A 13292-nucleotide genomic window follows, 5' to 3' on the forward strand; every position below is an offset into this window, starting at 1 on the left:
CTGCTCGACCCTCGCGCGTACCACCGACACCGAGCATGTCTTGTCTGAAGTAAAAGGGAAATAGCAAACATAAGCCGTGAATTGGGTGACGTGATGGAGTCTGTACTGGTGTGCGAAGGGTCTTGTATTCTTGCCGTGCGTCATCTGGGGGGGCGTGCGGTCGCGTGGTGTCCCGCACGCGTCATGAAACGTGACATCGACGCCGCGGTAAGCCTCCTCGTTTTCCCATTGGTTCGGCGGTGGTGAACTCTGCCTTTTTGGCAGTCAGGATGCTTCGCCTTCAGAGAAGGAAATTAGCCATAAAGCGCACACATGTCATCGCGGTGACCTCGATCGCCGTCGTCGCCGTGGCGGGGGGATTCTCCGGTCTGGCTGTCGCCGGGGGCTCCACCGAGTCCCAGGCTGCTGCGGACGAGATGCCCTACGCGGTGGAGGACTTCAACTACCCAGGCGCAGACCGTATCAAGTCCTCGATGGGTATCACGGTGAAGCGCGGGGACGGCCACGTTCTGGTGGCCGAATGTGACCCGAAGGCGGACCAGATCCGCGTGCTCACGGTGGCTGACTCCAGCGCCGGCAGGCGGGGCACCTACTGCTTCGAGGCGACTTCGACCTCCGGGTTCCTCACGCTCGAACTTCCCCGCGTCTTCGCTTTGGAAGCGGGCGAGCAGCCGATCAGCGCAGATCTGACGGCCAACGGACAGACCCAGACGGTGGATGTGCCCGAGGGCGGGTTCGAGCCGGTCGGCGAAGGGACCGTGGGCGGCGCCCAGTCCGTCCTGGTCGAGATACGCGTCACGGGCTGATTCATCTCGTGGCCGTGCCGTACCGGCATTCGTCCACGGGAGTGCTTGAGAAGTTTCGAATGGGTCAGATCGGCGGGTCCTGCTCCGAAGTGAAACGGGGTTGGGGTCCGCCGACGCCTTTGTTCGGGTGGTCGGCGTCGCCGATGCGAGCCCTGCGACGTTTGCGTGTATCGACCCACCTGTGATCGGTGATGGGAATCAAGGAGTCTTATGAAATGGAAACGGCATCGTTTCTCCGGAAGACGGAGACGTGCCGCCAATCGCGTGTCTTTCGTTACCGCTGCGGCCCTTCTTTGTGGCCTGCTCGGAGCGAATCCGGCCCCTGCCGAGGAGGTGCCGGATGCCACTGTTGAGCCCATCCACCTGACCATCCGTCAGCAGGCCATTGACATCTGGGCGACCGGGGGCACGGAGGTCAGGGCTGCCGCTCGAGCGGCTCTCGCCGGGTCCGACCAGGACGTCGTCACCTTTCTGACCACCTATGACGACCTGGTGGAGCAGGACTACCGCGTCGAGGCGGCACAGCTTGCCAGTCTCGGTGGCGAGAACACCCTGGCGGCTGTCCGGGAAGTATTGGCCGGGGATCCTGGAGACCTGACCTACTTCCTGAAGGAGGGCTGGCAAGAGCCCTTCCAGCAGGACCAGAGAGTGTTGGTCGCGCGGGAGATCTCGGCAGGCGGCCCCGAGGTGCAGGCGCGAGGCCGAGCCGCACTCGAAGGCGGCGTCGAGGACGTCGCCGAGTTCCTGCGGAGCGGGTTGAGCGAAGCACAGGACGCGGACGACCGCGTCCTGGTCGCACAGTTGATATCCGCCGGGGGCCCACAGGTGAGGGCCGCCGGGCGGCTGGCGCTCAGCGGCACCATGGACGACGTCCGTGAGTTCCTGGAGGTGGGGCAGTTCGTCGCCCGCAACCGGGACCAGGAGCACGCCACTGTCGCGGAACTGGCCAAGCAGGCGGAGCAGGCGGGCAAGCTGGCCGCCACGGAGACCAAGGCCGCCGAAGACGCGTCGGCGGAAGCGGTCGAAGCGTCAAAGCAAGCCAAGGAGGCCGCCCTCAAGGCGGCCGCGGAAGCCGAGGCCACCAAGGAGGACTCGGCGGACGCCGCTCGCGCGGCCAACCGAGCGGCCAACGCCGCCTCGGGTGCCGCCAAGGCTGCCCAGAAGGCGATTTCGGCGGCCAACGCCGCAAGCAAGTCCGCCCGGGTCGCGTCGGCGGCGGCTGCGCAAGCAGCAGCGGCAGCCGCAGGCGCAGCCGACGCCGCCTCAAAGGCGCGAGGCGCCGCCGCGGCAGCGGCCACGGACGCCCAGCAGGCGGACGCGGCTCGGAAGGCCGCCGTACAGGCGCGCAACGCGGCTCAGGGGGCGACCAAGGCGGCCGACGCCGCTGACCAGGCCGTGAAGGCGGCCACTGCAGCGGGCAAGGCAGCCCTTTCCGCGGCCGGCGCCGGGAGCAACGCCGCAGCCGCAGCCGACGCTGCCGTGCTGGCCGGACAGTATGCGGGGGAGAGCAGCACCGCAGCGGCCAACGCGCGGGCGGCGGCCGCTTCGGCTCACCGGCAGGCGGCGGAAGCCGACCGTGCCGCTCGAGCAGCTGAGAAGCTCGCAGGGAAAGCGGCGACGGCGGCCGAGGAAGCCCGCGACGCGGCCCGGTCCGCCGCGGAGCACGCCCGCAAGGCGGCGGACGCTGCCGATGACGCAGCTGACCACGCAGGGGAAGCCGCCCAGGCGGCCACGAGATCCACAGCCCACGCGAACGCGGCGACAGAGGCGGCGGACGTCGCGTCACAAGCCGCCGAGCAGGCCGCTGACGTCTACGCGCTCGCCCGCGAGGTCGAGGCGGAGGAACTGCTGGCCCGCACGAACGCCGGAATAGCCAAGGCGCGCGACCTCAAGGCCGAGGACGAAGCCCGGGAGAAGGAGCGCAAGGATCAGGCCGATGCGGTGGAGGAAGCGCGTGCCACCGCGGAGGAACTGGCACGTGAGGCTCGGCAGGGCGCGGACGACGAGGAGATCGCGCGCCTGGGCCGACAGCTCGCACTGCTCGACCTGGACAACGGCGGGCCCTGGCTGCGCGCGGCGGCCCAGCACGCTCTGGGTGAGGACACCGAGGGTGTCGTCGCCTACGTACTCACCGCCCGCGCGGACGCCCAGGCGGCCGACGATCGTGCCGCCGTCGAGCGACTGGCGGAAGAGAGCGCGGTCAAGGAAGTCCGGGACGCCGCCGAGACGGCACTGGACGGCGATGCCGCCACGGTGAGCGAGTTCCTCCTGCGCGGCCAGTACGAGGCCGGCAGTGAGGCCTTCCGCGTGGAAGTGGCCAAGGCGGCGGACGCGGGCGGGCCCGTGGTGAAGGAGAAGGCGCGGGAGGCGCTGAACGCCGGCACCACCGACGCCTACCGCACCTTCCTCACATCCACGTTGGATGAAGCAAGGGAGCAGGACGAGAGGGTTCTGGCAGCTCAACTCGTCGAGAGCGGAGGTCCCGAGGTCAAGGCGGCAGCACGCGTCGCCCTGGAGGGCCCCGCCTATCTGCTGCACCGGTTCGTCGAGACCGGTCGCTACACGGCGGAGCGCAAGGACCTGCTGGCGTTGACGCACCAGCAACAGGTGCTCAAGCTCGTCGCCGACGCGGCCAAGGTCGCCGCTGAGGCACAGACCGACGCGGCCCGGGCACAGGTCACGGCCGCCACCGCGCGGCAGGCCGCCGAGGAGGCTGCGGGGTGGGCCGACAAGGCACAGAAGTCCGCTGCCGACGCCAGCCGGTACGCGTCGCAGGCGGATCAGCATGCGAAGAACGCCGAGGCATCCGCGGAAGACGCTGCCGAGTCCGCGAGGACGGCTCGTGCCGCGGCTCAGCGGGCCGACACATCGGCCCGTCAGGCAGCACTGTCCGCCAGCGACGCCACGGTGTCGGCCGAGCTGGCACAGACCTCGGCCGGTGTCGCCTGGGCCTCCGCGAACGCTGCGAAGGAGTCCGCGAAACGGGCCGGCAAGAGCGCGGCAGAAGCTCTGAGCGCTGCCGGCGAGGCGTTCCTGGTCACGGTGAAGAAGTACCGCGAGGAGGAGGAACAGCGACGCCGTGAGGCCGTGGCCAAGAAGGAGGCCGCGGAGAAGGAGGGCGCCACTCCCGCCGAACTGTACCGGTGCGGAATTCTAGGATGCGAAGCGGCCGAAAACCCCGGGCGCTGGTGCCAGCACCACGATGCGTACTGCGACATCCTCGCCCTGGGGCCCTCCGTCGAGGCGTTCGGCAAGGGCCTGTGGGAGTTCGAGAAGACCATTCTGGGACTCAGCGAGCTGGAGAACTGCGCGCAGAAGGGCGACCTCTGGGCCTGCTGGGAGCTGCAGAAGGACGTCATCCTCACGTCCAAGCTCCGCGGACTGACCCTCGCCTACCGGGCTCTCAAGCAGGCCGCCACCGGCTGCACCCAGTGCTTCGTGGCCGGCACACCGGTGCTCATGGCCGACGGCAGTCACAAGCCGATCGAGCAGGTGAAGGCGGGGGACCTGGTCCGGGCCACGGACCCGTTGACCGGTGAGAGCGGCGCCCGGAGGGCGTCCGACCCGATCGTGACCTCCGGGGACAAGCACCTCACCGCCATCACCATCCGCGGTCCGACCGGCGAACGCGGTGACATCACCGCCACTCACGATCACCCGTTCTGGAGCACCAACCTCCGCGTCTGGGCCGCCGCGACGGATCTGCGTCCCGGAGACACGCTGCGGACGGCCGACGGCTCCACGGCAACGGTCGTCGCCACACGCGACTTCGTCCGGCGGACCACCACTTACGGCCTCACGATCGAGGACCTCCACGCATTCCACGTGGTGGCCGGGGACACGCCGGTACTGGTCCACAACAGTGAGTGCAAGGTACTTGTTCTCGGCATACGCGCGCACGCCGAGGAACTGACCGATCAACTGCCCAACGGGTACCACGTCATGGGCGGCGGCGATCTGGACAAGGTCATCGGTCAGCTGCCGAACGGAAGGCCCTACACCAACTGGATGCAGGCGGTGAACAGCGCGTTGAGTTCCAATCAGAAAGTCGCGGTCAGCCTCAAGGGGTGGGAACCTGTGAACGGTACCCATCAGCAGAAGGTGAATGCTGCGACACAGGCCGGCAGGACGCCTGACGGCGCAGCCACGCAGTGGGAGATGGCTCAGATCGAGTTCTACCATCGGACGGGTGACCTGGATTGGAACAATGTGACGTTCTACGACGAAGCCGGCAAGGAAATCCCGCAGGGCGCCATCCAGCCGCCGCCGCCTCCGACAAAGTCCGGAGGGTAGGTCGTGAAGGCGGAGTATTCTTCCGACCGGACATTCGTGGTATGGCAGTACAGCGTGTTCCACCACGGTGGTGTCCTGCTGCGTAGTTCCCGTCGGGGTGTGTCAGACAGACGCGTCGATCTTCATTTCGCGAGTGTCGAGGCGCTGTTCGTTCGTCCCGTCTACCAGGGGATCACCGTGCGCGAGGGGACGGAAGCGGAGCGGGAAAGGGTGACGGACATGCTCGGCACCGCGATTCTGGAGTCCGACCGGCGGCTGCACGTCATCGGGAAGGACGTGATGGCTGGATTCGTGGTGGGTGGGCCGCTGCAGGTCCATGAGAAGCACGCCGATGACTCCCAGCCCTCCGGATTCCTCCGTATGCCACCGACCCCTTAGCCGGGCGTGGGTGACCGCCGACTCGACGTGGACGGCGGTCGCCCGCACTCGGCGCGACTTCTGGACGACATGACCCACATTTATGAATCCGAGCGTCATTTCTCCCTGTGGCACTACACGGCGGCTCACGGCGACCGCTTGCTGCTGAGATCGCCGGCGGAGAAGGCGAACGAACCGCGCATCGATCTGCACATCGGCGACGTGCGCGGATTCATGCTGAGGTGGATGTACCGAGGGCTCACCATGAGACCGGCCACCGCGGAGGAGCGGGACCGCGTGCGGACGGAGTTCGGGATCGACGTCGACGGAGCGCCCCATGTGCACGTCGTGGGCGCCGACCGTATGCAGGGATTCGTCGTCGGCGGCCCTCTGCAGTGGCACGAGGACCAAGGCGGATTCCGGGACCCCTCCCACTTCGGCCCCATCCCGGGCACCCCGTGACCGCGACTCCCTGAGGACCCGAGCCGGCCGGGGCGGCGACGCGTGCTTCGCCGCCCCGGCCGGAGAGGGTCTCACCCGTTCTCAGTACCTCAGCCCGTGCCCCACCGGGTACAGCACCGTCGCCGGGTCGTCGGCCCGCTGCACCGGCACCGGCAGCTTGCCGCGCGGGCGGATCTTGCCGGCGATCGCGCGGGCCGCCGCGCGCAGTTCGACGTCGGTCCAGGAGTACGCCGCCAGGTAGGCGCGCACGCCCGGCAGATGGGCCACGTCGTACGGGTTGCGGATCGCCACCGCGACGACCGGTTTCCCGGTCGCCAGCAGCTGCTCGACGAGCGTCTTCTGGCTGCTGGAGGCCGTGACGTTGTACGTCCCCACGACCACCGCGTCCGCGTCCCCGGCGGCTGCCACGGCCTTGGCGATCGTCGCCGCGGAGGGCGCCGTACCGGTGGACAGGGCGGTCGCGGTGAAGCCCAGTTCGGTCAGGGCCTGCGCGAGCACGCCGGTGGGCGGGCCCGTGGTGCCGGAAGGCGAGGCCGGGTCGGCGCCGACCACCAGCACCTTGGGGGTCCGGCGGCGGGACAGCGGAAGCAGCCCGCCCTCGTTGACCAGCAGGGTGGTTCCGTGCTCGGCGATCCGGTCGGCGGCGGCCAGGTGCGACCGGGTGCCGACGGTGCGGTCGACGCCCGCGTGGCTGACGTAGGGGTCGTCGAACAGGCCCAGGCGGGCCTTCAGCCGCAGCACACGCAGGATCGATTCGTCGAGCCGGGACTCCGTCAGCTCGCCGTCCCGCACGGCCCGCAGGACCGCGTTCCAGGCGATGTCCAGCGAGGGCGGGTTGAGCAGTTGGTCCACGCCGGCCTGGAGCGCCAGCACCGGCACCCGGTCGTCGCCGTACTTGGTGCGCACGCCCTCCATGCCGAGGGAGTCGGTCACCACGACGCCGTCGTAGCCCAGTTCCTCGCGCAGGATCCCGGTGAGGATCGGGCGGGAGAGGGTGGCCGGGTCCTCCGACGGGTCGAGCGCGGGCACCACGATGTGCGCGGTCATGATGGAGTCGATGCCCGCGGCGACCGCCGCACGGAACGGCGGCGCGTCCAGCTCCTCCCACTCCTCGCGGGTGTGGTGGATCCACGGCAGCGCCTCGTGGCTGTCGGTGACCGTGTCGCCGTGCCCGGGGAAGTGCTTGGCCGTGGCCGCCACTCCGGCCGACTCGTAGCCCTTCACCTCGGCCGCGACGAGCCCGGCGACGGACGCGGGGTCGGAGCCGAAGGAGCGGACGCCGATGACGGGGTTGGCCGGGTTGACGTTCACGTCGGCCACGGGGGAGTAGTTCTGCCGGATGCCCAGGGCGTGCAGCTCCCGTCCGGCGATCCGGCCCAGGTTGCGCGCGTCGGAGCGGGAGCCGCCCGCGCCGACGTTCATCGCGCCCGGCAGCAGCGTCGCGGGCTCGCCCACGCGGGCCACGATGCCGTGCTCCTGGTCGGTGGAGATCAGCACGGGCAGACCGCGCGGCAGGCCCAGGGAGGCCTTCTGGATGCCGTTGGACAGGTCGGCGATCTGGTGCGGGTCGCGGGTGTTGTGCGCCCAGGCGAAGTAGATGATGCCGCCGACCCGGTACTTGGCGACCAGCTCGGCGGCCGTACGCACCCCGATCTCGTCGAGGTTGGCGTCGATGTCGGCCTGGTCCGGGTCGGTGGCGGAGTGGCCGTAGACCCGCATGACGAACAGCTGGCCGACCTTCTCCTCCAGCGTCATACGGGAGATGAGGGCGCGCAGCTTTCGGTCGTCGGGGCGGTGCGTGCCGGTGGCCGCGTGGACGGTGCCGCCGGCCGCCAGGACGGAGGTGACGCCCGCCGTCGCGGCGAGGACGGTACGTCTGGACGGACGGGCGGTGCTTGCCGTGCTGCCGGTGCCGGGGCTGCTGTCGGGCACGTGCGCTCCTTTGGGAGGTGATCCGCGGGGGGGCCGGGGATCCGCTGAAGGAAACTGCCAGGAGGTCACCAATATCCGGGAAGTTTCTGCCAGTCAAGGGCATGTGCAGCAAACGGAAGGGCCGTCGCCGGCGCGGCGGGAGGGGGGCGGCGCCGACGACGGCGGGCCACCGGGCCGGGGTGCGGCGCTGAGGGGGGTCAGCGGTCGCGGCGGCGCGACCACCCCGGGGGGACTCGTCCGGCAGCCTGCCCCTGGGACGTACGAGGGCGGCCGCGGGTTCCCCGCCGGGAGCGGACTCCGCCGTACTCGGTGCGTGCGAGGTCAGCGCGGCCCGTGGGCCGACACGGCGGGCCAGTGCGCGACCAGCGTGCGGACCGTCTCCGCGATCGCGGGGCGGCGGGCCGCGCCCGTACGCCACAGCGCGTACAGCCGCCGCACGGGCAGCGGGTCGAGCGGCACCTCCACCACCCCCTCGGGCAGCGGACCGCGGCCCAGCCGGGGGATCAGCGCGATGCCCAGGCCGGCCGCGACCAGGGCGACCAGGGTGGGGTTCTCGTCGGCCTGGTGCACGAGGTCCGGCTCGTGCCCGGCCGCCCGCAGCGTCCGCACCAGCCACTCGTGGCAGACCCGCCCCGGCGGCTGGCAGATCCACCGCTCCCCGCCCAGCTCCTCGCGCCGCACCGCCGCCCGCCCCGCGAACCGGTGCCCCCGCGGCACCAGCAGATCGCACAGGTCGTCCCCGATCACCGTCTGCTCCACGCCCGCCGGGGCGGGCAGCGGCGCGATGTCCCAGTCGTGCGCGATCACCAGGTCGACCGCGCCCTTGGCGACCAGGTCCACGGACAGGTGCGGGTCCACCTCGGTGAGCCGGGTGTCGAGCGCGGGGTGCCGGCGGGCCAGGTCGGCCAGCACGGGCGGCATCAGCCCGCGCGCGGCGGACGCGAACGCCGCGACGGTCAGCCGCCCGGACGGCACCCCGCGCCGCTCCTCCAGCTCCGTCTCCGCCCGCTCCACGATGGCGATCAGTTCGCGGGCGGCCCGGACCAGTTGGTGCGCCTCGTCGGTCAGCCGGACGCCCCGGCCCTCCCGCTCCAGCAGCACGGTCCGCGTCTCCCGCTCCAGCTTGGCGATCTGCTGCGACACGGCCGACGAGGTGTAGCCGAGCGCGGTGGCGGCGGCGCCGACGGTGCCGTGCACCGACACGGCGTGCAGGGCGCGCAGACGCTGGAGGTCGAGCATGACGGCGGCTCCCCGATCGGTTAGCGGTGCTTCATCCAACCATGCAGGAATCGTCGCTGGTGCTGAAGTGTCGTCACCGGTGATCCTCGACGTATGCGACCGTCACACGTCCTCCTCGCCGTCCTCGTCGCCGCGGTGTGGGGAGTGAACTTCACCGTCATCGAGGTCGGACTCGACCACTTCCCGCCCCTGCTCTTCTCCGCGCTGCGCTTCCTGGTCGCGGCCCTGCCCGCGGTGTTCCTCGTCGGGCCGCCCAAGGTGGCGTGGAAATGGATCGTGGGGGTCGGACTGGCCCTCGGCGTCGCCAAGTTCGGGCTGCTGTTCATCGGCATGGACACCGGGATGCCGGGCGGGCTGTCCTCCCTGGTGCTCCAGGTCCAGGCGGTGTTCACGGCCCTGTTCGCCTTCGTCCTCCTCGGCGAACGCCCCAGCCGCGTACGGCTGCTGGGGATGGCGGTGGCGCTGGCCGGCATCGGCGTGGCGGCGGTCGACGAGGGCGCCTCGGGCCCGCTGACCGGATTCGTCCTCGTCGTCGCGGCGGCGGCCTGCTGGGGCGTCTCCAACATCCTCACCCGCCGGGCGTCGCCCCCCGACGCCCTGAACTTCATGATCTGGGTCAGCACGGTCCCGGTGCTGCCGCTGCTCGCCCTCTCCCTGCTCCTCGAGGGCCCGTCGGCGGACCTGGCCGCGCTGCGCTCCCTGGACCGGGCCGGCGGGGCCACGGTCCTGTACGTCGCCTGGGGCGCCACGGTGTTCGGCTTCGGCGCCTGGGGCTGGCTCCTGCACCGTCACCCCGCGTCCACGGTCGCCCCGTTCTCCCTCCTGGTCCCCGTCTTCGGCATGACGTCGGCGGCCCTGTTCCTGGGCGAGTCCGTCACCCCGCTGCGGTGGTGCGCGGCGGCGCTGCTGGTGGGCGGGGTGGCGCTGACGTCCCTGAGCCGCAGCGGGACGGCGGGGGCCACTCCGGCGAAGGGCACCCCGGCGGACGCCGCCACGGAGCCGGTCACGGACCCCGCACGGCCCGGTGGGGCCCCTTCCGAGGGGGCGTTGTCGGGGGAGTCGCCGGAGTCGGCGCAGGGGCCGGGAGCTTCGCTCCGCGCGTGATGCGTGCCTCGCGGCGCGGGCGGACGGTTCCTGTGCGCGGGGGCGGGGGCGGAGGCGCGAGGGTGCGGGGGCGCGGGGGCACCGGGCGCGGTGGCGGTGTGTGCGGCGGGGGCGCTGGAGCCGACGGCGCGTTCCGGCCCGCCCCGCCCCGCCCGGCGCGGACCCCTGCGGGTCCGTGCACCGGCGCGTCCCGGCCGGGGGAGCGGTCAGGGTGACTCCAGGGCGGGGACGCCGCCGCGTAGTTCGCGTGTGCTCGTGGCGACCCAGGCCACCGCGAGCAGGCACAGCAGCCCGCCCGTCACCAGGGCCGTCGCACCGGAGGTCGCCCCCGCCACCAGTCCCGCCCGCATGTTGCCGAGGTGCGGGCCGGCCTGCCCGACGATCTGCTCGGCGGCGGTGACCCGGCCCAGCAGGGCGTCGGGCGTACGGGTCTGCACGATCGTGGTGCGTGACAGCACCGAGAGGGCGTCGGCCGCCCCGGCCAGGACCAGCAGGCCGAGCCCCGCCCAGGGGCTGCTCATCACACCGAACGCGGCCAGCGCGGCCCCCCAGACGCCGGCGCCGCACAGCATCACCAGGCCCGGGCGGTTCAGGTGGGTCACCGTCCCGGACAGCGCCGACGCCGTCACCCCGCCGATCGCGATGGCCGACATGAACAGACCCAGCGTGCGCGGGTCACCGCCGAACCGCTCCTCGTTGATCAGCGGGAACAGGCTGGCCGGCATGGACAGCACGGTGGCGGCCAGGTCGGTGACCAGCGCGCCCCGCACCACCCGGTGGCCGGCCAGGAAGCGCAGCCCGTCCAGCACGCCGTGCAGACCGGTCCGTGACGGCTCACCCTCGGGCGGCAGCGCGGGCAGCCCGAACGCGCCGTAGAAGGCGATGAGGAAGCTCAGCGCGTCCACCAGGTAGCAGACGCCCAGGCCGAACCAGCCGAGCATCAGCCCGCCGAGCGCGGGGCCGATCAGCATCATCGACTGGGCGGTGACCTGGTAGAGGGCCAGACCGGAAGCCACCTGCTCCTTGGGCAGCACCCGGGGCACGAACACGCCGGCCGCCGGACCGCCCACCGCCGCGCAGGCGGACTGGGCGGCGACCAGAGCCAGCACACCGGCCACCGGCACGTGTCCGGTGAACCCCTGCACCGCCAGCAGCAGCGAGCACACCGCCTGGCCGACCGTCGCGGCCAGGTAGATGCGGCGCCGGTCGCCCCGGTCCACCCAGGCCCCGGCGAACAGGCCGAAGCACACCAGCGGCAGGGCCTGCGCGAGGCCCACCGCACCGCTCCAGGCCGCGCTGTGGGTCATCTCCCAGACCTGGTACATGACGGTGACCATGGTCATGAAGCTGCCGAGCACGGACACGGTCCGTCCGATCAGCAGCCGTCGGAAGACGCGTGAGGTACGCAGCGGACGCACGTCGAGGAACGCGCGGGACACGCTCACGAGGGCATGACAGGGCGACGGAGGGCAGGCTGAGGCACGGCGGGGACGTTATCCGCCCGCCCGTGGCCCGGGCCAGTCGTTTTCCCCGCCACCCGGCCGGCACGCCGCCGCCGGGCCGGCCGTGGCCGTCAGGCCGAGTCGTTCAGCAGGCGCGCCAGGTGCTCGCGGCCAGGGGTGAGAAGGCCGGGCAGCGGCGCCGCGTCGGCGTACCACCGCTTCTCGTACTCCCAGCACAGCCACCCGTCCCAGCCGTTGCGGGAGAGCACCTCGACGACGTCGGTCAACGGCAGCACCCCGGCGCCCAGCGCCAGCGGCGTCGTGTCCTGCGTCGAAGCGATGTCCTTCACCTGGACGTACCCCAGGTGCGGCGACAGCGCGGCGAAGGTGTCCACCGGCTGCTCGCCGCCCAGCCAGGTGTGCATCACGTCCCACAGCGCGCCCACCTGCCGGTGCCCCACCAGCCCCAGCACCCGCATGGCGTCCGCGCCGGTGCGGTGCGAGTCGTGGGTCTCCAGCAGGATCCGTACGCCCCGGTCGGCCGCGTACTCCGCGGCCGTGCCCAGCCGCCGGGCGGCCGTCGCGTCCGCCTCCTCGGCGCTCTGCTCGTCGCCGCCGCCGGGGAAGACCCGGACGAACGGGGCGCCGATGTCCCGGGCAAGGTCGAGCAGCGCCCGCACCTCGGTGAGCACCGGTTCGTCGTCACCGGGGGCGGCCAGCCGGGCGTACCCGGCCACCCCCAGGATGTCGATCCCGGCCGCCTTGAACTCGGCGGCCACGTCCGCCCGCTGCTCGGCGGTGAGGCCCGTGTGCACGGGCTCCTCGGGATGGGCGCGCAGCTCGACACCGTGGTAGCCGTGCGCGGTCGCCAGGGCCGTCACCTCGGGGAGGGGGAGGCCGGGGACGCCGAGAGTGGAGAACGCCAGTTTCATGGATACGGGACTACCCGCGACCGGCGCGGGCGATTCCTCCCTCACTCCGGTGCCGCAACGGCGGCGCCCCCTGTGATCCGTCCCCCTCGGGATCAGCCGGTGTGCGAGGCGGCCGCCCACCACAGGCGCACCTCCTCGTGGACGTTCGACGGCCGCAGTTCCCATCCCTGGCCCACGGCGACCTCGGCCACGTATCCGGCACCCACGCCGCGGTAGTCGCGCAGGGGGATCGCGCACTCCACGGGCGGCCGCGCCTTCTTGGGCTCACGCGGGACGGAGGCCGCCGTGGTCCAGTGGGAGACACGGCGGTCGACCCGGGCCCGGTAGTACTCGGTGTCTCCCTCGTGGCGCAGCTCCGGCCAGGTCACGAACCAGGAACCCAGACGGGTGATGCGGCGCAGAGTGGCGCCCATGAACCGCAGGTAGCCGCGTTCGAAACGGTCGCTCACGGCTGTGATCACCTCGGCGAACAGCCCGACGACGAAGAGGACGGCCGCGGCTGCCAGCCACAGTGCGCCCAGCAGGGGGGCGCAGAGGAGGGTGGCCGCGAAGCGGAGGATCAACTGGGCGCGGGAGCGGGGTGGTTCGGGCGTCCAGGTCGACGGATCCTCGTAGAGGTGCATGACAGAAGTGTGTCGTAGGGCTTCGGAAGGGGGTGCGGAGGGGGTGGTGGCGGTCGAGTTCCGTGTCACCGCCAGGTGGGGGCCGGTCGCACGGTTCCCCGC

At 71.7% G+C, this 13292-nt stretch carries 10 protein-coding genes; 5 read left to right on the forward strand and 5 right to left on the reverse strand.

What is annotated here, in order from left to right:
- The first annotated feature begins 323 nt into the window (after positions 1-323).
- The 4 genes from ACIF8S_RS04665 (at position 324) to ACIF8S_RS04680 (ending at position 5918) form a co-directional block, all read left to right on the forward strand.
- Entirely contained in the window at positions 324-806 is a 483-nt protein-coding gene (locus ACIF8S_RS04665; RefSeq protein WP_399997287.1) for a hypothetical protein, read from the forward strand.
- Between the two features lie 210 nt (positions 807-1016).
- Positions 1017-5099 (forward strand): polymorphic toxin-type HINT domain-containing protein, encoded by a 4083-nt coding sequence (locus tag ACIF8S_RS04670; RefSeq protein ID WP_399997288.1) that lies wholly within the window; start codon positions 1017-1019, stop codon positions 5097-5099.
- 3 nt (positions 5100-5102) lie between these two features.
- The gene (locus ACIF8S_RS04675) at positions 5103-5477 is read left to right on the forward strand and encodes a hypothetical protein (protein ID WP_399997289.1); all 375 of its coding nucleotides are present in this window, start codon (positions 5103-5105) and stop codon (positions 5475-5477) included.
- A gap of 69 nt (positions 5478-5546) precedes the next feature.
- A complete protein-coding gene (locus tag ACIF8S_RS04680; protein ID WP_399997290.1) occupies positions 5547-5918 on the forward strand; it encodes a hypothetical protein in 372 nt (123 codons plus the stop codon).
- Positions 5919-5999: 81 nt separating this feature from the next.
- On the opposite strand, the gene ACIF8S_RS04685 is transcribed toward ACIF8S_RS04680, so the two are convergent.
- Both ACIF8S_RS04685 and ACIF8S_RS04690 read right to left on the reverse strand, forming a co-directional pair.
- On the reverse strand, positions 6000-7850 hold the full coding sequence (locus tag ACIF8S_RS04685) for a glycoside hydrolase family 3 protein (RefSeq protein ID WP_399997292.1): 1851 nt from the start codon (positions 7848-7850) through the stop codon (positions 6000-6002).
- Between the two features lie 321 nt (positions 7851-8171).
- The gene (locus ACIF8S_RS04690; protein ID WP_399997293.1) at positions 8172-9089 is read right to left on the reverse strand and encodes a LysR family transcriptional regulator; all 918 of its coding nucleotides are present in this window, start codon (positions 9087-9089) and stop codon (positions 8172-8174) included.
- 93 nt (positions 9090-9182) lie between these two features.
- Between ACIF8S_RS04690 and ACIF8S_RS04695 the strand changes: the two genes are divergently transcribed.
- On the forward strand, positions 9183-10193 hold the full coding sequence (locus ACIF8S_RS04695; RefSeq protein ID WP_399997295.1) for an EamA family transporter: 1011 nt from the start codon (positions 9183-9185) through the stop codon (positions 10191-10193).
- 206 nt (positions 10194-10399) lie between these two features.
- On the opposite strand, the gene ACIF8S_RS04700 is transcribed toward ACIF8S_RS04695, so the two are convergent.
- The 3 genes from ACIF8S_RS04700 to ACIF8S_RS04710 form a co-directional block, all read right to left on the reverse strand.
- A complete protein-coding gene (locus tag ACIF8S_RS04700; RefSeq protein ID WP_399997297.1) occupies positions 10400-11638 on the reverse strand; it encodes an MFS transporter in 1239 nt (412 codons plus the stop codon).
- Positions 11639-11766: 128 nt separating this feature from the next.
- Positions 11767-12567, reverse strand: a complete 801-nt coding sequence (locus ACIF8S_RS04705) for a sugar phosphate isomerase/epimerase family protein (RefSeq protein ID WP_399997298.1) — start codon at positions 12565-12567, stop codon at positions 11767-11769.
- A gap of 92 nt (positions 12568-12659) precedes the next feature.
- Positions 12660-13190 (reverse strand): hypothetical protein, encoded by a 531-nt coding sequence (locus tag ACIF8S_RS04710; RefSeq protein ID WP_399997299.1) that lies wholly within the window; start codon positions 13188-13190, stop codon positions 12660-12662.
- Between the last annotated feature and the right edge of the window lie 102 nt (positions 13191-13292).

The sequence above is a fragment of the Streptomyces sp. NPDC085937 genome, from assembly GCF_044540535.1.
Lineage (GTDB): Bacteria > Actinomycetota > Actinomycetes > Streptomycetales > Streptomycetaceae > Streptomyces.